A 23,686-nucleotide genomic window follows, 5' to 3' on the forward strand; every position below is an offset into this window, starting at 1 on the left:
TGGGGTCCAGGTGGGAGCTGGCTTGCCGGCGATGGGCTGCGAAGCAGCCCCAATGCTTCAAAAGCAGGTAGAATCACGCCCTGACTCATTCAGGGCGTTTTTCTATGCGTATTGGCCATGGCTACGATGTGCACCGTTTCTGCGACGGTGATTTCATTACCCTGGGCGGGGTGCGTATCCCCCACAAATACGGCCTGCTGGCCCATTCCGACGGCGACGTGCTGCTGCACGCCCTGAGCGATGCCCTGCTGGGCGCCGCGGCGCTGGGCGATATCGGCAAGCACTTCCCCGACACCGACCCACAATTCAAGGGTGCCGACAGCCGCGTGCTGCTGCGCCATGTAGTCGGCATCGTCAAGGCCAAGGGCTGGAAGGTCGGCAATGTCGACGCCACCATCGTCGCCCAGGCGCCGAAGATGGCCCCGCACATCGAGACCATGCGCCAGCTGATCGCCGAAGACCTGCAGGTCGAACTCGACCAGGTCAATGTCAAGGCCACCACCACTGAAAAGCTGGGCTTCACCGGCCGTGAGGAGGGGATTGCCGTGCATTCGGTCGCCCTGTTGCTGGCAGCATGACCGAACTGGAACTGCTGGGCCCGCGCGCATCGGGCGAACCCTTGGGCACTGCCGTCCTCAAGGCGGTGGCTGAAGACTTCCAGGTCGACGAAGTGCTGGACATTCCGCTGTCCGGCCAGGGCGAGCACCTGTGGCTGTGGGTCGAAAAGCGTGACCTGAACACCGAAGAGGCTGCCCGCCGCCTGGCGCGCGCCGCAGGCGTGCCGGTGCGCTCGATCAGCTACGCCGGGCTCAAGGACCGTCAGGCCCTGACCCGCCAGTGGTTCAGCCTGCACCTGCCGGGCAAGGCCGACCCGGACCTGTCGCGCGCTGAAGATGCCAGCCTGCGCGTGCTCAAGCAGGTGCGCCACCAGCGCAAGCTGCAGCGTGGTGCGCATTCGGCCAACGGCTTCACCCTGCGCCTGACGGCCCTGGCTGCGGACCACCAGGCTGTGGATGCACGCCTGGCACAGCTCAAGCAGCACGGTGTGCCCAACTATTTCGGCACCCAGCGCTTCGGTCACGGCGGGGGCAACGTCCATGACGCCCTCGACTGGGCCGCGCGCAAAGCATTACCCGAGCAGCGCAACGTGCGTTCGCGGCTGCTTTCGGCAGGGCGCAGCTACCTGTTCAACCAGGTGCTGGCGGCACGTGTCGCCGAAGGTAGCTGGGCGCAGGCCCAGGTCGGCGACCTGCTGGCGTTCACCGACAGCCGTAGCTTCTTCCCGGCTGGCGAGGCGGAATGCGCCGACCCACGCCTGGCGATTCTCGACCTGCACCCGACCGGCCCGATGTGGGGCGAGGGCGACTCGCCTGCAGGCGGCGCCACCGCGCAGCTGGAAAATGCCGTCGGCGCACGGCAGCCGGCACTTTGCCAGTGGTTGGCCCAGGCGGGCATGGATCACGAACGGCGTATTTTGCGGCTCCCTATTGGCGGCCTGACATGGCATTATCCCGAGCCTGATATCCTGCAACTGGAATTCGTCCTGCCGGCCGGATGCTTCGCCACCGTAGTTGTGCGCGAAGTCTTGGATCTGGTGTCGGCAGGGCAGACGGACAGCCCATGCGTATTCTGATTTCGAACGACGACGGTGTTACCGCACCCGGCCTCGCCGCGCTGCACGCTGCGCTGGCGGATTACGCCGAGTGCGCGGTGATTGCCCCGGATCAAGACAAGAGCGGCGCCAGCAGCTCACTGACGCTGGACCGGCCACTGCACCCGCAGACCCTGGCCAACGGCTTCATAAGCCTCAACGGCACACCGACCGACTGTGTGCACCTGGGGCTCAATGGGTTGTTGCCGCAGGTGCCGGACATGGTCGTGTCGGGGATCAACCTCGGTGCCAACCTGGGTGATGACGTGTTGTACTCCGGTACGGTCGCCGCTGCGTTGGAGGGCCGTTTCCTGGGCACCACATCACTGGCGTTTTCGCTGTTGTCGCGTCAGCCGGACAACCTGCCGACGGCGGCCTACATCGCCCGTCGTCTGGTCGAGGCACAGTCGCGTCTGGTGCTGCCGCCGCGTACCGTGCTCAACGTCAATATCCCCAACCTGCCGCTGGAGCACATCCGTGGCATCCAGCTCACCCGCCTCGGTCACCGGGCGCGGGCGGCGGCACCGACCAAGGTGGTCAACCCGCGCGGCAAGGAAGGCTACTGGATCGCCGTGGCCGGTGATGCCGAGGATGGCGGCCCGGGCACCGACTTCCATGCGGTGATGCAAGGCTTCGTATCGATCACTCCGTTGCAGCTCGACCGCACCTTCAACGATGCCTTCGAGCAGCTCGACGGTTGGCTGGAGGGCTTGCTCTGATGCGCGAGGACGATATGCTGCGGCGTGGCATCGGCATGACCTCCCAGCGTACCCGGGAGCGGCTGATCCAGCGCTTGTGCGAAGAGGGTGTGTCGAATACCAAGGTGCTCGACGTGATCCGCCGTACCCCGCGCCACCTGTTCGTCGACGAGGCACTGGCGCATCGTGCCTACGAAGACACCGCGCTGCCGATCGGCCACAACCAGACCATCTCCCAGCCATTCATGGTTGCCCACATGAGCGAGCTGCTGCTCGAAGCCGGTCCGCTGGACAAGGTGCTGGAGATCGGCACCGGCTCGGGTTACCAGACGGCGATCCTTGCCCAACTCGTGGAGCGGGTATTCTCGGTGGAGCGTATCAAGGTGCTGCAGGATCGGGCCAAAGAGCGCCTGGTGGAGTTGAACCTGCGCAACGTGGTATTCCGCTGGGGCGATGGTTGCGAAGGCTGGCCGGCGCTGGCGCCGTACAACGGCATCATCGTCACGGCGGTGGCGCCAGAAGTCCCTCAGGCACTGCTTGACCAGCTGGCACCCGGAGGCCGCATGGTGATTCCGGTGGGGCCGGCCGGCGAAACGCAGCAACTGATGCTGATCGTGCGCGAGGAGCATGGGTTCTCGCGCCGTGTGCTGGGGGCCGTGCGCTTCGTGCCGCTGCTCAATGGTCCGTTGGCCTGAGCGCTGTATCTCTGGGCACTGCGGGTAAGCGCTGCGCGGTATTTTTGTGCCGATGGCGAATTCTTGTAGCTCCGCCCTGTCTATCTGGCGGAGCGAAGCGCTAGCGCCTGGTGCGCACTACGGCTTTGCAACAGCCTTTTGCATCAACCTGCCAATACGGGCCGGCTTGGTTATAATTGCAATAATATTGCATTTCTTGTCTTCATATCGTTTTTCGGCACCATGAGGGGAGCGCGGGTGGGTCACACAGTCATTCGGCAGCGCAAGGATGGGTCGGGTTTCAAGCTTCTGGTGATTGCACTGGCCATGGGCATGGTACTGGTGGGTTGCTCGAGCACCAGTAACACCAGCGCGCGGGTGGTCGACCGCAACAATACTGTGCCCAAGCGCCCGACGGTGACGTCCGGGCAATACATCGTCAAGCCCGGTGACACGCTGTTCTCCATCGCCTTCCGCTATGGCTGGGACTACAAGGAGCTGGCCGCACGCAATGGCATCCCGGCGCCTTATACCATCCGCCCGGGCCAGGCGATTCGTTTCAGCAGTGGTTCAAGCAGCAGTACCACGGTGGTGTCCAACCCGTCCTCGTCGAGCCGCACCACGGTCACGCGGCGGCCTGTGGGGAGCACGCCCCCGTCGCCTGCCAGCACCGGCAAACCGGCCACGCCGGCCCCTTCGACCAGCGCGCCGGTGGTTGCCACCGTGCCGGCTGCAGAGCGCGCGGTAGGCGGCTGGACCTGGCCTGCCAACGGCGTGCTGATTGGAAAATTTGCTTCAAACGGTAGTTTGAATAAAGGCATTGATATCGCCGGTGATTTGGGACAGCCTGTTTTTGCTGCGTCTGATGGTGCGGTGGTTTACGCCGGGAGTGGTTTGAGGGGCTACGGCGAGCTGATCATCATCAAACACAGCGATACCTACGTCAGTGCCTACGGTCATAACCGCAGGCTGTTGGTTCGGGAGGGGCAGCAGGTCAAGGCAGGGCAGTCGATTGCTGAAATGGGGTCCACGGGCACAGATCGGGTGAAGCTGCATTTTGAGATTCGCCGCCAGGGCAAACCCGTCGATCCACTCCAGTTCCTGCCACGCCGTTGATCGTTGTACCCGGCCTGTTCCTGTGATGTAGAGGGGACAGGCTCCAGCGCTGCCAGGGATAAAGGTGCCGCTCGAGTCTGAGTTCGAACTCAGCAAAGGACTATAACAATGGCTCTCAGTAAAGAAGTGCCGGAGTTTGACATCGACGATGACGTCCTCCTGATGGAGACGGGTATCGTTTTGGAAACGGATGTGGTGTCAGACGAACCTGCTGTATCTTCGGTTCGGACGAGGGCCAAGTCGGGCTCTTCGCTCAAGCAACACAAGTACATCGATTACAGCCGGGCGCTCGATGCCACCCAGTTGTATCTCAACGAGATCGGCTTCTCGCCACTGCTTTCGCCGGAAGAGGAAGTGCACTTTGCGCGTCTGTCGCAAAAGGGCGATCCCGCTGGCCGCAAGCGCATGATTGAAAGCAACCTGCGCCTGGTTGTAAAAATTGCCCGTCGTTACGTGAACCGCGGTCTGTCGCTGCTCGACCTGATCGAAGAGGGCAACCTGGGCCTGATCCGTGCGGTCGAGAAGTTCGACCCGGAGCGTGGTTTCCGTTTTTCGACCTACGCGACCTGGTGGATTCGCCAGACCATCGAACGGGCGATCATGAACCAGACCCGCACCATCCGCCTGCCCATCCACGTGGTCAAGGAACTGAACGTCTACCTGCGCGCCGCCCGCGAGCTGACCCAGAAACTCGACCACGAACCCTCCCCGGAAGAAATCGCCACGCTACTCGAGAAGCCGGTCGCCGAGGTCAAGCGCATGCTGGGCCTGAACGAGCGGGTGTCTTCGGTGGATGTGTCGCTTGGCCCGGACTCGGACAAGACCCTGCTCGACACCTTGACCGACGACCGCCCCACCGACCCGTGCGAACTGCTACAGGATGACGACCTGTCGCAAAGCATCGACCAGTGGCTGGGCGAGCTGACTGACAAGCAGCGGGAAGTGGTGGTGCGTCGCTTTGGCCTGCGTGGGCATGAAAGCAGCACCTTGGAGGATGTTGGCCTGGAGATCGGCTTGACCCGAGAACGGGTGCGGCAGATCCAGGTAGAGGGGCTCAAGCGTCTGCGCGAGATCCTTGAAAAGAATGGCTTGTCCAGCGAGTCTTTGTTCCAGTAGCGAAGGCCTGTCACACAAAACGCCCCGATGACCTCGGGGCGTTTTTGTGTGTGTCATTTGAGAATGTCGGGGGCGCTGCGCGCCCCATTCGCAGCACAAGGCTGCTCCTACAAGAGACCGTGATTGCCTGCATGATCGCGTATCTCTGTAGGAGCAGCCTTGTGCTGCGAATGGGCTGCAAAGCAGCCCCCCAACATCTGCCGGGTAAAACAGATCTCTAATGTGTACTGCGCTACCCCAGTAACATTGCGTGTAAGCCTTTTCTTACTTGTTTTGTAAGCTATCTATGCAAGTTGCAGTAAATCATTGTCGTTTTCAGCGCCTGTATTTTTACAACCCATTGAAAAGCATGGCTTATTCGGCTGTGATGAAATGTGTCCCCTGCAATACCTTGTGAGGTCTCGCGCTTGCCCGCCCGGCTGAACCCGCTAGTATTCGAACTGTGCACAGGGACATGCACAGGCATTCAGGATGAAGGCCAAGGACATCGCAAGAAGCGATTTCATCAGGAAGATGTTTGGGACAAGCAGGGACTACGGAAAAAATGTGGGCGGGTCAAACCGCCCCTTTTTTTTGCCCGCAGAAAAAACAAAAAAGGCCCCGAGGGGCCTTTTTGTGTCCGGGCGCTATCAGCGCTCCAGGTCTGCAATCTTGCCAGTCTTGCCGTCCCACTCTTCAGCGTCAGGCAGGGCATCCTTGCGCTCGGTGATGTTTGGCCAGACTTCCGCCAGTTCGGCGTTCAGCTCGATGAAGTTTTCCATCCCGGCAGGGATTTCGTCTTCCGAGAAGATGGCTTGCGCCGGGCATTCCGGTTCGCACAGTGCGCAGTCAATGCACTCGTCCGGGTGAATGACCAGGAAGTTCGGGCCTTCGTAGAAGCAGTCCACCGGACAGACTTCCACGCAGTCGGTGTATTTGCATTTGATGCAGTTGTCGGTGACGACGAAGGTCATTTCTAGTTCTCTCCTCAGGCGACGGCGGCGGCCCTTCCTCTCAGGGCCGCGCGGTTTACAGGTATGTGGCTGCAGGCCAGGCTAATAACCTGCAGCACCAGCAAACCGCGGCGGATTCTACCAGCTTGTAGTGGGCGCCGTTATAACAGGTTCTTTAGTTGATATAGCATTTCGATAGCTTGGCGCGGGGTCATGTCGTCCAGCTGCAGCTTGCCCAGCTTCTCGATGGCCGGGTGTGGCAGGCTGGCGAACAGATCGCTCTGGTGCGGCACCTGTGGCACATCCCTGGCCTTTTCGGTCGGGGCGTGTTCGTGCGGCAGGCTGGTGGTTTCCAGGCGCGCCAGGTGTTCGCGAGCACGCTGGATCACCACACCCGGCACGCCGGCCAGCTGTGCCACGGCCAGGCCGTAGCTCTGGCTGGCAGGGCCAGGCAGTACATGGTGCAGGAACACGATGCGCTCGTTGTGCTCGGTGGCATTGAGGTGCACGTTGGCTACCAGCGGCTCGCTTTCCGGCAGCACGGTGAGCTCGAAGTAGTGAGTGGCGAACAGTGTATAGGCGCGCAGCTGGGCCAGGCGCTCGGCGGCAGCCCACGCCAGCGACAGGCCGTCGAACGTACTGGTGCCGCGGCCCACTTCGTCCATCAGCACCAGGCTGCGGTCGGTCGCGTTGTGCAGGATGTTGGCGGTTTCGCTCATCTCGACCATGAAGGTCGAGCGCCCGCCGGCCAGGTCGTCGCTGGAGCCGATGCGGGTGAAGATGCGGTCGACCAGCGACAGTTCGCAGCTGGCCGCCGGCACGAAGCTGCCGATGTGCGCCAGCAGCACGATCAGGGCGGTCTGGCGCATGTAGGTGGATTTACCGCCCATGTTCGGGCCGGTGATGATCAGCATGCGCGTGCTGTTGTCCAGGCCCAGGTCGTTGGCCACGAACGGCGTGGTCAGTACCTGCTCCACGACCGGGTGGCGGCCTTGCTCGATGCGCAGGCACGGCTCGTCGATGAAGCGCGGGCAGTTCAGGTCGAGGGTCAGCGCACGTTCGGCCAGGTTGCTGAGCACGTCCAGTTCGGCCAGGGCGGCAGCGCTGTCCTGCAGCGGCGCCAGGTGGCTGATCAGGGTTTCCAGCAGGGCATCGTAGAGCATCTTCTCGCGGGCCAGGGCGCGGCTCTTGGCCGACAGCGCCTTGTCCTCGAACACTTTCAGTTCGGGGGTGATGAAGCGCTCGGCGCCCTTGAGGGTCTGACGGCGAATGTAGTCGCCCGGTGCCTGCTCGGCCTGCTTGGTGGGCAGCTCGATGAAGTAGCCGTGCACACGGTTGTAGCCGACCTTGAGGTTGGCAAGGCCGGTGCGGGCTTTTTCTCGTGCTTCCAGGTCGATCAGGAACTGGCCGGCGTTTTCGCTGATCGCCAGCAGCTCGTCCAGCTCGTTGTCATAGCCGGTCTTGAGCACGCCGCCGTCGCGGATCACCGCCGGCGGGTTGTCGATGATCGCCCGCTCCAGCAGGCTGGCCAGCTCCGGGTAGGTGCCGGTAATGGCTGCCAGGCGCGCAAGGTGCGGCGCTTCCAGCTCGGTCATGGCGTTTTGCAGTTCGGGCAAGGCGCCCAGTGCATCGCGCAGGCGCGCCAGGTCACGTGGGCGGGCATTGCGCAGGCCGATTCGGGCGAGGATCCGCTCGATGTCGCCAATTTCTTTCAGCTGCGGCTGCAGCTTTTCGAAGCGGTAGCTGTCGAGCAGGCAGCGGATCGAGTCCTGGCGTGCTTGCAGTACCTTGAGGTCGCGCAACGGGCGGTTCAGCCACCGGCTCAGCAGGCGGCTGGCCATGGCGGTCTGGCAGCGGTCGACCACCGATTGCAGGGTGTTGTCACGCCCACCCGCCAGGTTGACGTCCAGCTCCAGGTTGCGACGGCTGGCGCCATCGAGGATGACCGTGTCGTCCAGGCGCTCGTGGCGCAGGCTGCGCAGGTGCGGCAGGGCGGTGCGCTGGGTTTCCTTGGCGTAGGTCAACAGGCAGCCGGCGGCACCGATGGCCAGGGTCAGCTTGTCGCAGCCAAAGCCCTTGAGGTCCTTGGTCGCGAACTGCTGGCACAGGGCCTTGCGTGCCGAATCGCGGTCGAAGTCCCATGGCGCACGGCGGCGGGCACCGGGGCGTTTTTCGGCCGGCAGGTCGCGCGGCCAGTCGTCCGGGATCAGCAGTTCGACCGGGTTCAGGCGCTCAAGCTCGGCCAGCAGGTTCTCCCAGCCTTTGATTTCCTGCACGCTGAAATTGCCGCTGGTGATGTCTAGCACGGCCAGGCCGAACAGGCGTTCATCACCGAGCAGCGCGGCAATCAGGTTGTCGCGACGCTCGTCCAGCAGCGCCTCGTCGCTGACCGTGCCAGGGGTGATGATGCGCACCACCTGGCGCTCCACCGGGCCCTTGCTGGTGGCCGGGTCGCCAATCTGTTCGCAGATCACCACCGATTCGCCCAGCTTGACCAACTTGGCCAGGTAGCCTTCCAGCGAATGGAACGGAATCCCGCACATGGGGATGGACTGGCCGGCCGACTGACCGCGCGCGGTCAGGGTGATGTCCAGCAGTTTTGCGGCTTTCTTTGCATCTTCGTAGAAGATTTCGTAGAAGTCGCCCATGCGGTAGAACATCAGCTGGTCCGGGTGCTGGTTTTTCAGCTTCCAGTACTGCTGCATCATCGGGGTGTGTGCGGAAAGATCTGAGATAGCTTTATTCATCAATGGCTTAGAAAGTAGGTCTCAACATTGTGGGGCAAATTTGGGGCGTTCTGTATTGCGTTTACGACGCCGAGACCCACCGGATTTTTAAAGTCGCATAGGTTACCACGGGTACCGGGCAGGCAGTACCTGGCAACCGCGATGAAGGCCTATTGACACCATGCACCCCCTATGCAGAATTGCGCAATTTGATTATCAGGGATGGCCTGCCTCATTCACCTGCGGTACCTGGCCCGGTAAACATCTATTGCAAGGTTGATTAGAGCAGTGAGCGGAATTCGTTTTGATGTCGATGCGGTTTTTTGTATCTCTCTCGATGCGCGGGGTGATCGGCGCGCGCTGTTCCGGAAAACCATCGGGCGGCAAATCGACAACGAAGTAGTCTTTCATGTCGTCGAAAAAAACAGCGACCCGAGGCGGGGCTGCTACGAATCGCATCAACAACTGGCCCGCCATGCGCTCGACAACGGCCACGACAGGATTCTCATTTTCGAAGACGATGCCAAGGCCTATGAACTCAAGGCTTGGCAGGTGCGCTGGGTAAACCGGTTCATGCAGACCCGACGCTTCGAGGCCCTGCACCTGGGCTATTCGATGGGGCGAACCTGGTTGACGTGGTTCCCGTTCATCGCCAGGGGCCGGGTTGTTGCGCTGCACGCCTACGTGCTGTCGCGCGAAGGCTGCAGGATCCTGGCAGAGACGCCCTACGATGGCGCGCCCGTAGATGTGGTGGTCAAACACAAGATCCGCCAGCATTGCGTGTTCCCCATGATGTTCCGCCAGCATGCCGCCGCCGTGGCAGGCAGCGACCTGGAGCAGGTGGTGCGCAATGAAGATGAATGGTGGGAACGTAACTGGGCCAAGCACCGCCGCTCACCCCTGAAAAACATCTGGCGCACCATGCTTCGGCTGAACTTCTGAGGTCGTCATCTTGTTCAGGCATATCGTATGTCGGCTGTTACGGCACCGGCCCATCCAGGTCGAGCGCATATTTACCGGAGAAATCGTTATCTCACGTAGAGTCTGCGGGCGCTGTGGCCAGCCGCTGCGGGATTTGGCTGAGTATCAGTGAGGGGTAGAGTGGTAGGTTGAAATCATCTTGATGCTCTATGAATGTCAGGCGATAAAAACCCTCGCGTCGAGCTTCTCGGCCCCGCCCACCATCACCAAAATGATAGGGTAGTGGGCAGCCTTCCAGGAGCTCGACATGGACCCGATCACCACGCTTGCCACCCGCCTGGGTGAACACCTGCGCCGTTTCAATGCGCAGGTCACCACCGCCGAATCCTGCACCGGTGGTGGCATTGCCGAAGCCATCACCCGCATACCTGGCAGCTCGGCCTGGTTCGAGGTCGGCTATGTGACCTATTCCAACACCCAGAAAACCCGCTTGCTGGGCGTGCCCGAGGCCTTGTTCGGCCAGGTTGGCGCGGTCAGCCAGGAAGTAGTCGAGGCGATGGTCCGAGGGGCCCAGGCCGCCAGCGGCGCACGTTTTGCCGTAGCGGTAAGCGGCGTGGCCGGCCCTGATGGTGGTTCGCCCGCCAAACCGGTAGGGACCGTGTGGCTGGCCTGGGGTGACGGCAACCGGGTGTTCAGCGCGCGCCGCCAGTTCGACGGTGATCGCGAAGCCGTACGCCGACAGACGGTGAGCGCCGCGTTAGACGGCTTGTTACAGCTTGGTGCCGAGTAAATCGACGACAGGGGTTTGCGCGGGCGCCTGCCTGTGGAATAATACTGGCTACTTATACAGGTATTCCGGCCATCAGGGCCAAGTCGAACACGTGAGGATTTCAATGGACGACAACAAGAAGCGCGCCTTGGCTGCGGCCCTGGGTCAGATCGAACGCCAATTCGGCAAAGGCGCGGTCATGCGCATGGGTGATCAGGAGCGCCAAGGCATCCCTGCCATTTCCACCGGCTCGCTGGGCCTGGATATTGCGCTGGGCATTGGCGGCCTGCCAAAAGGCCGTATCGTCGAGATCTACGGTCCGGAATCTTCGGGTAAGACCACACTGACGCTGTCGGTCATCGCCGAAGCCCAGAAGAACGGTGCCACCTGCGCCTTCGTCGACGCCGAACACGCTCTTGACCCTGAGTACGCCGGCAAGCTGGGCGTCAACGTCGACGACCTGCTGGTCTCGCAGCCGGACACCGGCGAGCAGGCCCTGGAAATCACCGACATGCTGGTGCGCTCCAACGCCGTTGACGTGATCATCGTCGACTCCGTGGCCGCGCTGGTACCCAAGGCCGAGATCGAAGGCGAAATGGGTGACATGCACGTGGGCCTGCAGGCTCGCCTGATGTCCCAGGCGCTGCGCAAGATCACCGGTAACATCAAGAACGCCAACTGCCTGGTCATCTTCATCAACCAGATTCGTATGAAGATCGGCGTGATGTTTGGCAGCCCGGAAACCACCACCGGTGGTAACGCCCTGAAGTTCTACGCCTCGGTGCGTCTGGACATCCGCCGTACCGGTGCGGTCAAGGAAGGCGACGAGGTGGTCGGTAGCGAAACCCGCGTCAAGATCGTCAAGAACAAGGTCTCGCCGCCGTTCCGTCAGGCCGAGTTCCAGATTCTTTACGGCAAAGGTATTTACCGTAACGGCGAGATCATTGACCTGGGGGTGTCCCAAGGCCTGGTCGAGAAGTCGGGTGCCTGGTACGCCTACCAGGGCAACAAGATCGGCCAAGGTAAAGCCAACGCTGCCAAATACCTGGCCGAGAACCCGGCTATTGGTGCCGAGATCGAGAAGCAGATCCGTGAAAAGCTGCTGAAAGCCGGTGCTGCCGCTGAAGCAGGCAAGGCTGCTGCAGTTGATGCCAGTGCCGACGATGTGGCTGACGCCGAAGCCGGTTATTGATTGCGCGGTAGATAGCCTACATGTCCGCCGTACTCGACACCCCCGTCGCCATTCGGCGGACAGCCATGGACCTGCTCGCGCGACGTGAGCACGGTCGCGTCGAGCTGACGCGCAAGTTGCGCCAGCGCGGCGCTTCGGATGAGCTGATCGAGCCTGAGCTCAACCGGCTCGCCGAAGAGGGGCTGCTTTGCGAAGCCCGCTACCTCGAAAGCTTCATCAGGTACCGTTCAAGCGCTGGCTACGGCCCTTCGCGTATTCGCGAGGAGCTGGGCCAGCGTGGTCTGGCGCGTGCCGATATCGAGCAGGCATTGCGCGAGAGCGAGGTGGATTGGCGCGAGCGCATGCGTGACGTATGGCAGCGCAAGTTTGCCGGGCAGCGCCCGCAGGATCCGCGCAGCCGTGCCCAGCAAACCCGGTTTCTGGCTTACCGGGGTTTCCCCATGGACATGATCGGCCGCCTGCTCAGTGGGCGTGATCTCGACGATTACTGACCATTGCTGAAATGCTGGGGCCGCTCTGCGGCCTTTCGCGACACAAGGCCGCTCCTACAGGTATTCGCGATCGTCTGTAGGAGCGGCCTTGTGTCGCGAAAGGGTCGCAGAGCGGCCCCAAACAGGCGACACCTATGAACTGACCTTCAACGCCTCCCTGGCCCGCTGCGTGGTATGCATTGGCTGAGGTTTGGCCCAGTTCTCCGACAAGTTGATGAAATCCACCAGCTCGCGCAGCCTGCCCTGATCGCGGCCATTGAAGGCGAATGACAGCCGGGTCAAGTGGTTGAAGTTGCCCACTTCATGTTCGGCACTGCTATCCGCTTGCTGGTGATATTTGCCACTCAGGCGCAAGTCGGCGAAGCCTTCCTGGATATCAAATAGCGCTGCTTCGCTGAGCGGGTGGTGCATGCGGATCACGAACTGGTTTTTCAGCCAGCGGCTGGAGTGGTAGTTGCTGTAGAACTGGTTGATTTCCTCCACCGCCTCGTCGGCACTGTGCACCAGGCGCACCAGCTTCAGGTCGCTGGGCAGGATATAGCGGTTTTCTTCCAGCTGGCGGCTGATGAAGTCCAGGCAGTCACGCCAGAAACTGCCGCCGGGCGAGTCCAATAGCACCACCGGCACCAAGGGGCTCTTGCCGGTCTGGATCAGCGTCAGCACTTCGAGCGCTTCATCCAGGGTGCCGAAGCCGCCGGGGCACAGCACCAGGCCATCAGCTTCCTTGACGAAGAACAGCTTGCGGATAAAGAAGAAATGGAAGGGCAACAGCTTGTCGGTGCCGTCCACTGTCGGGTTGGCGTGTTGCTCGAAGGGCAGGGTGATGTTGAAGCCCAGGCTGTGGTCGCTGCCTGCGCCCTCGTGGGCGGCGGCCATGATGCCGCCGCCAGCACCGGTGATGACCATCAAGTCGGAGCGCGCCAAGGTGGCGCCCAGCTCACGGGCCAGGGCGTACATCGGGTGCTCCAGCGGGGTGCGCGCCGAGCCGAACACGGTCACCTTGCGCCGGCCCTTGTAGCGCTGCAGCGTGCGGAAGGCCTGGTCCAGTTCGCGCAGGGCCTGCAGGGTGATCTTGGCGCTCCAGCGGTCACTGTCGTCATGCGCCATGCGCAGGACGGTCAGCATCATGTCGCGGTACAGCGGCAGGTTGGGGCTGTTGGGGGCCACCAGTTGCAGTTGTGCGTCGATGTTGCTCAGGTCGATATTGTTGTCACGGAAGTGGCTGAATAGCAGCTCATTCGTTTGGTAAGGCATGCAACGTCTCCTTCTGCACCAATACCTCTGACCTCAATCTAGACCCTCGCGCCGAATCGTGCCGGGCTGTTTCGCGCAGCCGCCCGTCGGTATGTGGCCACTGGAAGCAGGGGTTTGGTTAACTGGTAAAGCGAAACGTATCGATGCAGGAGGTGGCGGTATGCATCGCTTGATCATCGAGATTGACCGGCAGCTCTACCAGCAGCTGGAGAATGCGGCTCAGGTGCATCACTTGAGCCTTGAGGACGAGTGCTGCCGCAGGTTGGCGGGCCTGGAGTGCCAATCGCGCTACTTGCAGGCGCTACTGGCCGAGATGCGCGCCGATGCCGCCGAGGGGCATTGGCGCGCCCGCGAGGACGAGAAGGTGTAGCTTGAACAGCTGCTGTTACTTCTTCTTGTTGCCGGCCGTGCAACTGGCATTGTCGAAGGCCTGGTCCATGATCGGCTGATTGGTCTTGTACACCGTGAAGCGGTAGACCATGACCGCGCCCTTGGACATCAGGTTGCGGAAGCCGCTGTTGCGACAGACGCTGTCGCCCAGCTGGCTGCGTACCTGGGCGGGATTGGCCTGCATGCGTTCGGCGTGGCTCTGGCGTACGCTCAGGTGGTTGACCAGCGCCTTGCCTTCCACCGTGTAGCCTTGGTCGAGGATGTCCTCGTTGATCGCGCGCGGGGTACCGACGCTGCTTTCTTTGGCAACCTTCTGCAATGTCCTGTTCAGGTCGTAATCCTGCTTGGAGGCTGCCTGGGCTGCCAGGGGCAGAGCGAGTAGCAGGCTCAGGGCGGGGACGATAAGGCGCAGCATGAATCTCTCCTGGTTCGATGACTGGCGCTTTGACATGCGCCGGTCGACGGCGTTCCGTGAAAGTCGCGCGAGCGCGAGGTTCGGGCACGGTAAGCGTCGATTATAAGGGGCACCTCGCCAGCTGCACAGTAAATGGCCCGTGTTCTGCTAAACTGGGCGCCTTGTTTTTTCCGAGTCATCCTTGTGCCCATTTCCTACCTGTCCAGAGGCCTGCCGGCATGAGCCACGCGGTAGCGCGGCTGCGCGCCGAACGCCTGGCCCGCAGCAACAAGCCTTTCATCGCCCGTGGCTCGCGTGCCGAGCGCTGCGCGGATTGCCGGGTCATCGCCACCCATTGCCTGTGTGCCTGGAAGCCTCGGGTGCAGGCCGAGTCTGGCGTGTGCCTGCTGATGCATGACACCGAACCGTTGAAGCCGACCAACACCGGCTGGCTGATTGCCGACCTGATCGAAGACACCTGGGCTTTTGGCTGGCTGCGCACCTCGGTCGACGAACGCTTGCTCGCCTTGCTGGACGACCCGCGCTGGCAGCCCTATATCGTCTTCCCCGGTGAGTTCGTTGCCGAGCAGCGGGTGGTCAGCGAGGTGGCACGTGAGCCGGGCAAGCGCCCGCTGTTCATCCTGCTGGATGCCACCTGGACCGAAGCCCGCAAGATGTTCCGCAAAAGCCCGTACCTTGACCGCTTCCCGGTGTTGAGCCTGCAGGCCGAGCAGATGTCGCGCTACCGCCTGCGGCGCTCCAAGCGCGATGATCACTTCTGCACGGCAGAGGTCGCAGCCATGTGCCTGGACCTGGCCGGCGACAGCCAGGCCTCACAGGCGCTGGACGCCTACCTGGATGTGTTCAGCCTGCATTATCTGAGCGGCAAGCGGCGCCTGCCGCTGGATGATCAGGACGACACCCACCAGCGTTTGCATACCTTCCTATAGTCCAAGGGGCACAACCCCTGCTTTGGTTCATAATGACGGGGCTGGCAGCCAGGGTGGGCGAGACGGCAGGGCAATGGCTTGACCGCCCTCGACCGTGCTCGGCATCCTTGGCGCCGATTCCCCGCCGGGCGCTTCTCTTACCCCCGAGCGTCTGGCATAGAACAGGATCCTTAGATCGATGGCCACTTACGAAATCCTGATTGCCGATGACCACCCGTTGTTTCGTGGCGCCCTGCGCCAGGCCGTTACCCTCGGCCTGGGCCCGGATGTGCGCCTGGTCGAAGTCGCGAGCATTGCCGAACTGGAAACCCGCCTGAGCGAAAAAGCCGACTGGGACCTGGTGCTGCTGGACCTGAACATGCCGGGTGCTTATGGTTTTTCCGGGCTGGTACTGCTGCGCGGGCAATACCCGCAGATCCCCGTGGTGATGGTGTCGGCACAGGAGGAGGCCGCGGTGGTGGTCAAGTCCCGCGAGTTTGGCGCCAGTGGCTTCATTCCCAAGTCCAGCACCCTGGAAGTGATCCAGGATGCCGTGCGCAAGGTGCTCGATGGCGAGGTCTGGTGGCCGCCGCAGGCGTTCGAAAAGGTCGATGTCTCGGCCGAGGCCAAGGCCGCAAGCGAGGGGCTGGCCAGCCTCACGCCGCAGCAGTTCCGCGTGCTGACCATGGTCTGCGAAGGGCTGCTGAACAAGCAGATTGCGTATGAGCTGAGTGTCTCCGAGGCCACGATCAAGGCCCACGTGACTGCAATATTCCGCAAGCTGGGCGTGCGTACCCGCACCCAGGCCGCGCTGCTGCTGCAACAACTTGAATCGGTTGCCAGCAACTGACTGCGCGTGGCTTCACGCTTTTTTGACCCGAGCCGGTCTAGTCTGCTGGCCTTTCTGTTGTGAAGTGACTCACATGACATCGCCATTCAAGGGCCAGACCGGCCTGAAACGTATCTTCAACGCCGCCGGCTACTCGCTGGATGGCCTGCGTGCCGCCTTCAAGGGTGAGGCCGCATTCCGCCAGCTGGTGCTGCTTAACGTGCTGTTGATCCCGATTGCCTTCTGGCTGCCGGTCAGCCGTGCCGAGCGGGCGATCATGATTGCGGTGTGCCTGTTGGGGCTGATCGTCGAGCTGTTCAACTCGGCGGTGGAGGCGGCCATCGACCGCATCTCGCTGGAGCGCCACCCGCTGTCGAAAAACGCCAAGGACATGGGCAGCGCCGCGCAACTGGTGGCACTGACCATGGTGGCGCTGGTGTGGGGCGTGATCCTGCTTTAAGCGATCGGCGGCAGCACGATTTCATCACTGCGGGTATAGCCCGCAGTGAAGTTGCGGCACAGTTCCAGAAATTCGCGCATGGCCGAGGTCTGGTACTTCTGTTTGTGCCAGATGAAGTAGAACTGGCGCATCAGGTCCAGTTCCGGCGTTTCCACCGGTACCAGGCTGCCCCGGCGGAAGGCGTCACGCAGCGCCAGGCGCGAAATGCAGCCAATCCCCAGGCCCGACTCCACCGCGCGTTTGATTGCTTCAGTGTGTTCCAGCTCCAGGCGGATGTTGAGGTTGGCGCGGTGATGGCGCATGGCCTGGTCGAAGGTCAGGCGCGTGCCTGAGCCTTGCTCGCGTAATATCCACGCCTCTTGCGACAGGCTTTCGATATCAGCCCGGCCCGGCTTGGCCAGTGGATGCTGCGGCGCACAGAACACCACCAGTTCGTCCTCGACCCACGGCTGCACTTCCAGGTCGGGGTGGTTGCAGTCACCTTCGATTAGACCCAGATCAATTTCGTAGTGCGCGACCTGTTGCACGATATGCACAGTGTTCTGTACATGCAGCTTGACCTGGCTTTCCGGGTGGGTCTGCATGAAGCTGCCGATCAGCAGGGTGGCCAGGTAGTTGCCGATGGTCAAAGTGGCGCCGACCGCCAGCGAGCCGAAACCGGACTTGCCGTTGAGCAGGTCTTCGATTTCCTTGGCCTGGTCGAGCAGGGCCACCGCCTGTGGCAGCAGTTGGTGGCCCAGGGCGTTCAGGGCCAGGCGCTTTCCGGCTCGGTCGAACAACTGGCAGCTCGATTGCCGCTCCAGTTCGGTGATGGAAGTGCTGGCGGCCGACTGCGACAACGCAAGCACGCTAGCGGCTCGGGAGACGCTTTGGTGCTGTGCGACGGCGACGAAGACTTGCAGTTGACGGAGTGTGAATCGCATATCGATATAACCGATAACACATATCTTGATAATCCAGTTAACAGATATTGTCGCTGCCCCTAAACTATCGCGCAACTGCGCGTTTTGCGCGCCGCGTTTTTCTTCAGGAGCCCCATCGATGAGCAACATGAACCACGAACGTGTCCTCAGTGTGCACCACTGGAACGACACCCTGTTCAGCTTCAAGTGCACCCGCGACCCGGGGCTGCGCTTCGAGAACGGTCAGTTCGTGATGATCGGCCTTCAGCAGGAAAGCGGCCGTCCGCTCATGCGTGCCTATTCTATCGCTTCGCCGAACTGGGAAGAGCACCTGGAGTTCTTCAGCATCAAGGTGCCGGACGGCCCGCTGACCTCGCAGCTGCAGCACCTGAAGGAAGGTGATGAGATCATCATCAGCAAGAAGCCTACCGGTACCCTGGTACTCGACGACCTGAACCCGGGCAAGCACCTGTACCTGCTGAGCACCGGTACTGGCCTTGCGCCGTTCATGAGCGTCATCCAGGACCCGGAAACCTACGAGCGCTTCGAAAAAGTGATCCTGGTGCACGGCGTGCGTTACGTGAACGAAGTGGCCTACCGCGAGTTCATCACCGAACACCTGCCGCAGAACGAGTTCTTCGGTGAGTCGGTTCGCGACAAGCTGATCTACTACCCGACCGTGACCCGCGAGCCGTTCGAGAACCAGGGCCGCCTGACCGACCTGATGCGCAGCGGCAAGCTGTTCAGCGATATCGGCCTGCCACCGATCAACCCGCAGGACGACCGTGCGATGATCTGCGGCAGCCCGAGCATGCTCGACGAGACCAGCGAAGTGCTGGACAGCTTCGGCCTGAAAGTCTCCGCCCGCATGCGCGAGCCGGGCGACTACCTGATCGAGCGTGCGTTCGTCGAGAAGTAAGGCGCAGGCTGGCACAAGAAGGCGACCCTCGGGTCGCCTTTTTCATACCTGGAATTCCGCGGCACAGCCTTCGAGCTTGCGCGGTCCCTGTAGGAGCGGCCTTGTGTCGCGAAAGGGCTGCAAAGCAGCCCCGGCAATTTCAGCAATGGTCACAAATCGTGGGGCCGCTTCGCGCCCCTTTCGCGACACAAGGCCGCTCCTACAAAAGTGCGCGTGGGCCTCCTGTTGAGGGGCGTGCAGAAAAACGGCCTACTCGACGCGCGTCTCGCCGCTGTACACCAGAATTTCCCGGCAGCGCTTGCACAGGTACCGCCGCCCCTGTCGCACCAGCTTGTGCCGCTGTGCGGTAAACGGGAAATCACCCTGCGGGCACGGGCAGCGGTAGATGTAGCGAGTTACCACGCGCCGTTGCACTTCATAGTTGTGGCAACGGTTGGGTGGCAGCTCATACACCCCGCGCATGATCAATTGCCACTCTTCGCCATGGGCCTGGATGCGGTCGCCAAACAACTGGTGGGCCACCAGGTGCGCCACTTCGTGGGCAACGGTCTGGCGCAGGAAGTCTTCCTGGTTTTCCCGGTAAAGCTGCAGGTTGAAGCGCAGCAGATTCTCGTGCAGGTGGGCGACGCCGGCTTTTTGCCCGCGCAGCTTGAAGCTGACTTCCGGGCGCGGGAAGGGGCGTTTGAAAAAGGTTTCGGCTTGCTGGTAACAGGTTTCGACGCGTTGTTTGAGCAGCTCGGGCATGGTGGGGCGGGTCTCCTGGCCGGGCATTATGCCGCAAGCATCGGCGGCCTGCCGAGCCACCGGTCTGCGCACAGCCAGAGGCCGCCTTGCGGCGGCCCCTGGTTGATGCCCCAGTGTTGGTTGAGTCTGTTCTAGTTGGTGTAGACGGGCCCCACGCCCAATCCCCAGATAATTACCGTGGCAGCCATGATCGCCACCAGTACCACAAGGCCCACCGCCAGCACCGAGCTGGAGAACAGGAAGCCTTCGTCGGACGGTATGTTCATGAACGTCGGCAAGCCGACATACAGCAGGTACACCGTGTAGCAGATAGCAGCAGTGCCGATCAGCATGCCCAGCCAAAGGTGCGGGTACAGCGCCGCCAGCCCGCCGATGAACAACGGTGTGGCGGTGTAGGTGGCAAAGGCGATGCACTGCGCCATGGACGGATTGGCATCGTAGGTGCGGGCCATCCAGTGGATGAACGCGCCCATTACCGCCACCCCACCGAGCATGGCCAGGTAGGACATGATGCTCATCCAGATGGCGCTTTCCATGGTCAGCATCACGGCTGGCCGGTCCCCGATTACCCAGCCAACCTGGGTAGTGCCGATGAAGGCGGAAATGGCAGGGATCGCCGCCAGGATCAAGGTGTGCGTCAGGTACATGTGGCTGATGGTTTCTTCTTCGCCACGAATTTCCCGCCATTCCTGATCGGGATGGGTAAACAGCCCCACAACGTGATGAATCATGCCGATCACTCCTCTCAATGTTGCCAAACGCCCCCCAGATGGAGCGCAAGCGGCCCGAGGCCCGAACACCGATGCAAGCGGTAATGTGGCCTTATGTCGCAGTATAGGAAGCCGTTACCGGCACGAACCGTGCTTTTTAGAGCAAATTGCGCTGTCAGGAGGGCTGTTGATTACATCGAAGTCTTTATCGGAATGCCTACAGCGACGCTGCGTTTGTGCGTAAAATAGCCGGCTTTTGTCACACCTCGCGGATCCAAGCGCTATGGGCACCCTCTCGGTCAACCAGAACAAACTGCAAAAACGCCTGCGTCGTCTCGCCGGCGAAGCCATCACCGACTTCAACATGATCGAGGATGGCGACAAGGTCATGGTCTGCCTGTCTGGCGGCAAGGACAGCTACACCATGCTCGACGTTCTGTTGCACCTGCAGAAGGTGGCACCGATCAAGTTCGAGATCGTCGCGGTGAACATGGACCAGAAGCAGCCAGGCTTCCCTGAGCACGTGCTGCCGGCCTACCTCAAAGAGCTGGGCGTCGAGTACCACATCGTCGAGAAAGACACCTACTCGGTGGTCAAGGAGCTGGTACCCGAGGGCAAGACCACATGTTCGCTGTGCTCACGCCTGCGCCGTGGCACCCTGTACACCTTCGCCGACGAAATCGGCGCGACCAAGATGGCGCTGGGGCACCACCGCGACGACATCGTCGAAACCTTCTTCCTCAACATGTTCTTCAACGGTGCGCTCAAGGGCATGCCGCCGAAGCTGCGCGCCGACGACGGCCGCAACGTGGTGATCCGCCCGCTGGCCTACTGCAGCGAGAAGGACATCCAGGCCTACTCGGACATGAAGGAATTCCCGATCATCCCGTGCAACCTGTGCGGCTCTCAGGAAAACCTGCAGCGCCAGGTGGTCAAGGACATGCTGGTGGAGTGGGAGCGCAAGCACCCGGGCCGTACCGAGAGCATCTTCCGTGCCCTGCAGAACGTGGCGCCGTCGCAATTGGCCGACCGCAACCTGTTCGACTTCATCGGCCTGAAGATCGACGAAAACGCTACGCCGCGTTTCCTCGACGTGCTGAACATCTGAGCCCATGCGCGACTATCAGTGGCTGCATGAGTACTGCCTGAACCGCTTTGGCTCGGCCCAGGCGCTGGAGGCCTTCCTGCCGCAGCCGCGCACACCTGCGCAACTGCGCGGTATCAGCGACGACCGCTACCTGTCGACCCTGGCCCTGCGCGTGTTCCGCGCGGGGCTCAAGCACAGCCTGGTGGATGCCAAGTGGCCAGTGTTCGAGCAGGTGTTTTTCGGCTTCGACCCGGAGAAGGTCGTGCTGATGGGTGCTGAACACCTGGAGCGGCTGATGCAGGACGAGCGCATCATCCGCCACTTGGGCAAGCTCAAGAGCGTACCGCGCAATGCGCAGATGATCCTCGACGTGACGAAGGAGAAGGGCAGCTTTGGCGCCTTCATCGCCGACTGGCCGGTGACCGACATTGTCGGCTTGTGGAAGTACCTGGCCAAGCACGGTAACCAGCTGGGCGGGCTGTCGGCGCCGCGCTTTTTGCGTATGGTTGGCAAGGACACCTTCATCCCCACAGATGACATGGCGGCGGCGTTGATTGCACAGAAGGTGATCGACAAGCAGCCGACCAGTCAACGCGACCTGGCCTTGGTGCAGCAGGCATTCAACCAGTGGCATGCAGAGAGTGGGCGGCCGCTGTGCCAGTTGTCGGTGATGCTGGCGCATACCGTCAACCATTGAAATTTGTGTTGGCCTGTTCGCGGGCATGCCCGCTCCCACAGGTCCAGCGCAGGCCTCAAGTGGGGCGCGATCCCTGTGGGAGCGGGCGAGCCCGCGAAAAACTCAACTCCCTTCGCCCGCCATGCGCCGCTCATGCTGGAACTTCCAGCGCACATACAGCAACCCGGCAATGAACAACCCCAGGCTCACCAGCACTTCAACCCAGCCAAACACTGCCCGCGCCGGGTCGAACGCCGCCAGCACGCCCTTGATGAAATAGATATTCACCACGAAACAGGCCCAGGCATGCGCCCGAGCGCTGCCTGTCAGCATGCCCGGCAACAACATCAGCAGTGGCACCAGCTCGATTGCCAGAATCACCCCGACTCGCGCCCCATGCAGGTTGGCGAACCACAGGTTGTTCACCAGCAGCAGGGCGATCAGGCCGAAGAAAAACGCCAGGCTCAACGCCCGCGTCAGGCGTAGGCGCGGTGCCAGCCATTCCAGCGGCGGCAACACCTTGGGCTTTTTAGCCACGCGCGGCCTCCAGGGCGTTGGCCGTGGTCGCCAGGCGTTGGCCCAGAGCGCGGCACAGGGCAACTTCGTGCTGATCGAGCTCACGCTTGCCATCGGCCCCCGCATGGTGGCTGGCGCCGTAAGGGGTGCCGCCGCCGCGGGTTTCCAGCAAGGCAGACTCACTGTACGGCAGGCCCATCACCAGCATGCCGTGGTGCATCAGCGGCAACATCATCGACAGCAGGGTGGTTTCCTGGCCGCCGTGCAGGCTGGCGGTAGAGGTGAACACGCCCGCCGGCTTGCCGACCAGTTCACCGCCGAGCCACAGGCTGCTGGTGCCATCCAGGAAGTACTTCAGCGGCGCCGCCATGTTGCCGAAGCGGGTCGGGCTGCCCAGTACCAAGCCTGCGCAGTGGCGAAGGTCATCCAGGGTGGCGTACAGCGCACCACTGGCCGGAATGTCCGGGGCCACCGCTTCACATTCGGTAGAGATAGCGGGCACTGTGCGCAGGCGCGCCTCCATACCGGCCAGTTCGATGCCGCGGGCGATGTGCCGGGCCATTTCGCTGGTCGAGCCATGGCGGCTGTAGTACAGCACCAGGATGTAGGGCGCGCTCACGGCAGGATCTCCAGTACTTTTTCCGGCGGGCGGCCGACCACGGCCTTGTCACCAGCGACCAGAATTGGCCGTTCGATCAGCTTAGGGTGCTGGGCCATGGCCTCGATCAGCTGCACGTCGGTCAGCGCCGGGTCGGCGAGGTTCAGCGTTTTGTATTCCTCCTCGCCGGTACGCAACAGCTCGCGGGGGGCGATGCCCAGCTTGGCCAGCAGGGCCTTGAGGGTGGCGGCGTCGGGCGGGGTTTCCAGATAGCGCACGATGGTCGGGGCGAGGCCACGAGCTTCGAGCAGTTCCAGCGCGCCGCGGGATTTCGAGCAGCGCGGGTTATGATAGAGCGTCAGGTCAGTCATGTCGGGTCGCATCCAGCTGGGTGTGGCGGCTATTCTAACCGCAGCGACTGACCCATTTGCTTTAAAACTCGAGAAGGATTGACCCATGGCAAGGCGTCTGGCAGCAGTACTGGCCATCACCGCGAGCCTGTTGCTCGGTGGTTGCGGTGCCGATTATGGCGTGGACCAACACGGTAATACGGTTAAGGCCGAACAGATCGAAGGGCACTGGCTGGTGCTCAACTATTGGGCCGAATGGTGCGGGCCGTGCCGTACCGAAATCCCGGAACTGAACACGGCGGCCAAGCAGTGGGCGGCCGATGGCATCAAGGTGGTGGGGGTGAACTTCGATGGCTTGCAGGGGCAGGACCTGAAACAGGCCTCTGAAACCCTGGGCATCGGTTTTACCGTGCTGGCCCAGGACCCGGCCGAGCGCTATGACTTGCCGCGCAGCGAGGCGCTGCCGGTGACCTACATCATCGATGACAAGGGCAAGGTGCGCGAACAGCTGCTGGGTGAGCAGACCCTGGAAGGGCTGCAGGCCAAGATCAAGGCCCTGAAAGGCGCCTGATGCAGTTGGGGCCGCTTTAGCGGCCCATCGCGGCACAAGGCCGCTCCTACAGGGAATCGCGCGCCCGTGTA

At 62.1% G+C, this 23,686-nt stretch carries 28 protein-coding genes; 18 read left to right on the forward strand and 10 right to left on the reverse strand.

Annotation, left to right across the window (positions count from 1 at the left end):
• Window positions 1–104 precede the first annotated feature (104 nt).
• The 6 genes from ispF (at window position 105) to rpoS (ending at window position 5,255) form a co-directional block, all read left to right on the forward strand.
• The gene (gene ispF / locus ABI582_RS17995) at window positions 105–578 is read left to right on the forward strand and encodes a 2-C-methyl-D-erythritol 2,4-cyclodiphosphate synthase (RefSeq protein ID WP_019472208.1); all 474 of its coding nucleotides are present in this window, start codon (window positions 105–107) and stop codon (window positions 576–578) included.
• A complete protein-coding gene (truD, locus tag ABI582_RS18000) occupies window positions 575–1,633 on the forward strand; it encodes a tRNA pseudouridine(13) synthase TruD (protein WP_258655532.1) in 1,059 nt (352 codons plus the stop codon). Before ispF ends, truD begins: the two co-directional genes overlap by 4 nt.
• Entirely contained in the window at window positions 1,621–2,370 is a 750-nt protein-coding gene (gene surE, locus ABI582_RS18005; RefSeq protein ID WP_059396237.1) for a 5'/3'-nucleotidase SurE, read from the forward strand. The genes truD and surE overlap by 13 nt, the downstream gene beginning before the upstream one ends.
• Before the next feature lie 35 nt (window positions 2,371–2,405).
• Complete coding sequence (locus ABI582_RS18010; RefSeq protein ID WP_015269209.1) at window positions 2,406–3,044, forward strand: protein-L-isoaspartate(D-aspartate) O-methyltransferase; 639 nt, start codon at window positions 2,406–2,408, stop codon at window positions 3,042–3,044.
• Between the two features lie 237 nt (window positions 3,045–3,281).
• On the forward strand, window positions 3,282–4,139 hold the full coding sequence (locus ABI582_RS18015) for a peptidoglycan DD-metalloendopeptidase family protein (RefSeq protein ID WP_442119864.1): 858 nt from the start codon (window positions 3,282–3,284) through the stop codon (window positions 4,137–4,139).
• Window positions 4,140–4,247: 108 nt separating this feature from the next.
• Complete coding sequence (gene rpoS, locus ABI582_RS18020) at window positions 4,248–5,255, forward strand: RNA polymerase sigma factor RpoS (protein ID WP_003252351.1); 1,008 nt, start codon at window positions 4,248–4,250, stop codon at window positions 5,253–5,255.
• A gap of 629 nt (window positions 5,256–5,884) precedes the next feature.
• Here the strand turns inward: rpoS and fdxA are convergent.
• Window positions 5,885–6,208 carry a ferredoxin FdxA gene (fdxA, locus tag ABI582_RS18025; protein ID WP_012270863.1) on the reverse strand — a complete coding sequence of 108 codons (324 nt, stop codon included), beginning with the start codon at window positions 6,206–6,208 and terminating at the stop codon, window positions 5,885–5,887.
• Window positions 6,209–6,348: 140 nt separating this feature from the next.
• The gene (mutS, locus tag ABI582_RS18030; protein WP_442119865.1) at window positions 6,349–8,922 is read right to left on the reverse strand and encodes a DNA mismatch repair protein MutS; all 2,574 of its coding nucleotides are present in this window, start codon (window positions 8,920–8,922) and stop codon (window positions 6,349–6,351) included.
• A 279-nt stretch (window positions 8,923–9,201) separates the two neighbouring features.
• Here mutS and ABI582_RS18035 point away from each other — a divergent pair, with 279 nt between their 5' ends.
• The 4 genes from ABI582_RS18035 to recX all read left to right on the forward strand — a co-directional run bounded on the left by ABI582_RS18035 (window position 9,202) and on the right by recX (window position 12,286).
• The gene (locus ABI582_RS18035) at window positions 9,202–9,855 is read left to right on the forward strand and encodes a hypothetical protein (protein ID WP_442119858.1); all 654 of its coding nucleotides are present in this window, start codon (window positions 9,202–9,204) and stop codon (window positions 9,853–9,855) included.
• Window positions 9,856–10,141: 286 nt separating this feature from the next.
• Entirely contained in the window at window positions 10,142–10,624 is a 483-nt protein-coding gene (locus ABI582_RS18040) for a CinA family protein (RefSeq protein WP_442119859.1), read from the forward strand.
• 103 nt (window positions 10,625–10,727) lie between these two features.
• A complete protein-coding gene (recA, locus tag ABI582_RS18045; RefSeq protein WP_012270915.1) occupies window positions 10,728–11,795 on the forward strand; it encodes a recombinase RecA in 1,068 nt (355 codons plus the stop codon).
• 20 nt (window positions 11,796–11,815) lie between these two features.
• Window positions 11,816–12,286, forward strand: a complete 471-nt coding sequence (gene recX, locus ABI582_RS18050) for a recombination regulator RecX (protein ID WP_338746318.1) — start codon at window positions 11,816–11,818, stop codon at window positions 12,284–12,286.
• Between the two features lie 132 nt (window positions 12,287–12,418).
• On the opposite strand, the gene ABI582_RS18055 is transcribed toward recX, so the two are convergent.
• Window positions 12,419–13,540 carry an LOG family protein gene (locus ABI582_RS18055; protein ID WP_442119860.1) on the reverse strand — a complete coding sequence of 374 codons (1,122 nt, stop codon included), beginning with the start codon at window positions 13,538–13,540 and terminating at the stop codon, window positions 12,419–12,421.
• Between the two features lie 160 nt (window positions 13,541–13,700).
• On the opposite strand from ABI582_RS18055, the gene ABI582_RS18060 reads away from it, so the two are divergent.
• Window positions 13,701–13,910: a hypothetical protein gene (locus ABI582_RS18060; RefSeq protein ID WP_338746320.1), complete on the forward strand. Its 210-nt coding sequence runs from the start codon at window positions 13,701–13,703 to the stop codon at window positions 13,908–13,910.
• A 15-nt stretch (window positions 13,911–13,925) separates the two neighbouring features.
• Here ABI582_RS18060 and ABI582_RS18065 read toward each other — a convergent pair whose 3' ends face one another.
• Window positions 13,926–14,345, reverse strand: coding sequence for a quorum-sensing-regulated virulence factor family protein (locus tag ABI582_RS18065; RefSeq protein WP_063424704.1), 420 nt, complete (start codon window positions 14,343–14,345; stop codon window positions 13,926–13,928).
• A gap of 218 nt (window positions 14,346–14,563) precedes the next feature.
• Between ABI582_RS18065 and ABI582_RS18070 the strand changes: the two genes are divergently transcribed.
• From ABI582_RS18070 to ABI582_RS18080, 3 genes are all read left to right on the forward strand, one after another.
• On the forward strand, window positions 14,564–15,274 hold the full coding sequence (locus tag ABI582_RS18070) for a tRNA-uridine aminocarboxypropyltransferase (protein WP_442119861.1): 711 nt from the start codon (window positions 14,564–14,566) through the stop codon (window positions 15,272–15,274).
• Window positions 15,275–15,452: 178 nt separating this feature from the next.
• Window positions 15,453–16,103, forward strand: a complete 651-nt coding sequence (gene erdR / locus ABI582_RS18075) for a response regulator transcription factor ErdR (RefSeq protein WP_003252375.1) — start codon at window positions 15,453–15,455, stop codon at window positions 16,101–16,103.
• A gap of 73 nt (window positions 16,104–16,176) precedes the next feature.
• Window positions 16,177–16,542, forward strand: a complete 366-nt coding sequence (locus tag ABI582_RS18080) for a diacylglycerol kinase (RefSeq protein WP_010952700.1) — start codon at window positions 16,177–16,179, stop codon at window positions 16,540–16,542.
• On the opposite strand, the gene finR is transcribed toward ABI582_RS18080, so the two are convergent.
• Complete coding sequence (gene finR / locus ABI582_RS18085) at window positions 16,539–17,465, reverse strand: LysR family transcriptional regulator FinR (RefSeq protein ID WP_258655540.1); 927 nt, start codon at window positions 17,463–17,465, stop codon at window positions 16,539–16,541. The genes ABI582_RS18080 and finR overlap by 4 nt on opposite strands.
• A gap of 118 nt (window positions 17,466–17,583) precedes the next feature.
• On the opposite strand from finR, the gene fpr reads away from it, so the two are divergent.
• On the forward strand, window positions 17,584–18,363 hold the full coding sequence (gene fpr / locus ABI582_RS18090; RefSeq protein WP_016501130.1) for a ferredoxin-NADP reductase: 780 nt from the start codon (window positions 17,584–17,586) through the stop codon (window positions 18,361–18,363).
• Between the two features lie 249 nt (window positions 18,364–18,612).
• Here fpr and ABI582_RS18095 read toward each other — a convergent pair whose 3' ends face one another.
• A complete protein-coding gene (locus ABI582_RS18095) occupies window positions 18,613–19,107 on the reverse strand; it encodes a SprT family zinc-dependent metalloprotease (RefSeq protein WP_016501129.1) in 495 nt (164 codons plus the stop codon).
• Window positions 19,108–19,238: 131 nt separating this feature from the next.
• Entirely contained in the window at window positions 19,239–19,838 is a 600-nt protein-coding gene (locus ABI582_RS18100) for a Yip1 family protein (protein WP_232877167.1), read from the reverse strand.
• Window positions 19,839–20,100: 262 nt separating this feature from the next.
• Here ABI582_RS18100 and ttcA point away from each other — a divergent pair, with 262 nt between their 5' ends.
• Together ttcA and ABI582_RS18110 are read left to right on the forward strand one after the other, a co-directional pair.
• On the forward strand, window positions 20,101–20,925 hold the full coding sequence (gene ttcA, locus ABI582_RS18105; RefSeq protein WP_016501127.1) for a tRNA 2-thiocytidine(32) synthetase TtcA: 825 nt from the start codon (window positions 20,101–20,103) through the stop codon (window positions 20,923–20,925).
• A gap of 4 nt (window positions 20,926–20,929) precedes the next feature.
• The gene (locus ABI582_RS18110; protein ID WP_338746323.1) at window positions 20,930–21,601 is read left to right on the forward strand and encodes a DNA-3-methyladenine glycosylase I; all 672 of its coding nucleotides are present in this window, start codon (window positions 20,930–20,932) and stop codon (window positions 21,599–21,601) included.
• A 102-nt stretch (window positions 21,602–21,703) separates the two neighbouring features.
• Here ABI582_RS18110 and ABI582_RS18115 read toward each other — a convergent pair whose 3' ends face one another.
• From ABI582_RS18115 to arsC, 3 genes are read right to left on the reverse strand one after another with little or no spacing between them, the layout of a single operon-like run.
• A complete protein-coding gene (locus tag ABI582_RS18115) occupies window positions 21,704–22,117 on the reverse strand; it encodes a DUF2069 domain-containing protein (protein WP_442119862.1) in 414 nt (137 codons plus the stop codon).
• On the reverse strand, window positions 22,110–22,715 hold the full coding sequence (wrbA, locus tag ABI582_RS18120) for an NAD(P)H:quinone oxidoreductase (protein ID WP_338746325.1): 606 nt from the start codon (window positions 22,713–22,715) through the stop codon (window positions 22,110–22,112). The genes ABI582_RS18115 and wrbA overlap by 8 nt, the downstream gene beginning before the upstream one ends.
• Window positions 22,712–23,065 (reverse strand): arsenate reductase (glutaredoxin), encoded by a 354-nt coding sequence (gene arsC / locus ABI582_RS18125; RefSeq protein ID WP_442119863.1) that lies wholly within the window; start codon window positions 23,063–23,065, stop codon window positions 22,712–22,714. The genes wrbA and arsC overlap by 4 nt, the downstream gene beginning before the upstream one ends.
• A gap of 85 nt (window positions 23,066–23,150) precedes the next feature.
• Here arsC and ABI582_RS18130 point away from each other — a divergent pair, with 85 nt between their 5' ends.
• On the forward strand, window positions 23,151–23,615 hold the full coding sequence (locus tag ABI582_RS18130) for a TlpA disulfide reductase family protein (RefSeq protein ID WP_016501122.1): 465 nt from the start codon (window positions 23,151–23,153) through the stop codon (window positions 23,613–23,615).
• Window positions 23,616–23,686: the final 71 nt, after the last annotated feature.

Source organism: Pseudomonas sp. SAS7, assembly GCF_052112345.1.
GTDB lineage: Bacteria > Pseudomonadota > Gammaproteobacteria > Pseudomonadales > Pseudomonadaceae > Aquipseudomonas > Aquipseudomonas putida_Q.

Excerpts from the sequence above, each read along its gene's own strand:
- ABI582_RS18040 (WP_442119859.1), top strand. The coding sequence starts at position 10,142 with ATGGACCCGATCACCACGCTTGCCACCCGCCTGGGTGAACACCTGCGC.
- ABI582_RS18100 (WP_232877167.1), bottom strand. The coding sequence starts at position 19,838 with ATGATTCATCACGTTGTGGGGCTGTTTACCCATCCCGATCAGGAATGG.
- surE (WP_059396237.1), top strand. The coding sequence starts at position 1,621 with ATGCGTATTCTGATTTCGAACGACGACGGTGTTACCGCACCCGGCCTC.
- ABI582_RS18070 (WP_442119861.1), top strand. The coding sequence starts at position 14,564 with ATGAGCCACGCGGTAGCGCGGCTGCGCGCCGAACGCCTGGCCCGCAGC.
- ABI582_RS18080 (WP_010952700.1), top strand. The coding sequence starts at position 16,177 with ATGACATCGCCATTCAAGGGCCAGACCGGCCTGAAACGTATCTTCAAC.
- ABI582_RS18055 (WP_442119860.1), bottom strand. The coding sequence starts at position 13,540 with ATGCCTTACCAAACGAATGAGCTGCTATTCAGCCACTTCCGTGACAAC.
- fpr (WP_016501130.1), top strand. The coding sequence starts at position 17,584 with ATGAGCAACATGAACCACGAACGTGTCCTCAGTGTGCACCACTGGAAC.
- fdxA (WP_012270863.1), bottom strand. The coding sequence starts at position 6,208 with ATGACCTTCGTCGTCACCGACAACTGCATCAAATGCAAATACACCGAC.
- arsC (WP_442119863.1), bottom strand. The coding sequence starts at position 23,065 with ATGACTGACCTGACGCTCTATCATAACCCGCGCTGCTCGAAATCCCGC.
- ABI582_RS18130 (WP_016501122.1), top strand. The coding sequence starts at position 23,151 with ATGGCAAGGCGTCTGGCAGCAGTACTGGCCATCACCGCGAGCCTGTTG.
- ispF (WP_019472208.1), top strand. The coding sequence starts at position 105 with ATGCGTATTGGCCATGGCTACGATGTGCACCGTTTCTGCGACGGTGAT.
- finR (WP_258655540.1), bottom strand. The coding sequence starts at position 17,465 with ATGCGATTCACACTCCGTCAACTGCAAGTCTTCGTCGCCGTCGCACAG.
- ABI582_RS18060 (WP_338746320.1), top strand. The coding sequence starts at position 13,701 with ATGCATCGCTTGATCATCGAGATTGACCGGCAGCTCTACCAGCAGCTG.
- erdR (WP_003252375.1), top strand. The coding sequence starts at position 15,453 with ATGGCCACTTACGAAATCCTGATTGCCGATGACCACCCGTTGTTTCGT.
- ABI582_RS18095 (WP_016501129.1), bottom strand. The coding sequence starts at position 19,107 with ATGCCCGAGCTGCTCAAACAACGCGTCGAAACCTGTTACCAGCAAGCC.
- ABI582_RS18065 (WP_063424704.1), bottom strand. The coding sequence starts at position 14,345 with ATGCTGCGCCTTATCGTCCCCGCCCTGAGCCTGCTACTCGCTCTGCCC.
- ttcA (WP_016501127.1), top strand. The coding sequence starts at position 20,101 with ATGGGCACCCTCTCGGTCAACCAGAACAAACTGCAAAAACGCCTGCGT.
- rpoS (WP_003252351.1), top strand. The coding sequence starts at position 4,248 with ATGGCTCTCAGTAAAGAAGTGCCGGAGTTTGACATCGACGATGACGTC.
- ABI582_RS18010 (WP_015269209.1), top strand. The coding sequence starts at position 2,406 with ATGACCTCCCAGCGTACCCGGGAGCGGCTGATCCAGCGCTTGTGCGAA.
- truD (WP_258655532.1), top strand. The coding sequence starts at position 575 with ATGACCGAACTGGAACTGCTGGGCCCGCGCGCATCGGGCGAACCCTTG.
- ABI582_RS18110 (WP_338746323.1), top strand. The coding sequence starts at position 20,930 with ATGCGCGACTATCAGTGGCTGCATGAGTACTGCCTGAACCGCTTTGGC.
- recA (WP_012270915.1), top strand. The coding sequence starts at position 10,728 with ATGGACGACAACAAGAAGCGCGCCTTGGCTGCGGCCCTGGGTCAGATC.
- recX (WP_338746318.1), top strand. The coding sequence starts at position 11,816 with ATGTCCGCCGTACTCGACACCCCCGTCGCCATTCGGCGGACAGCCATG.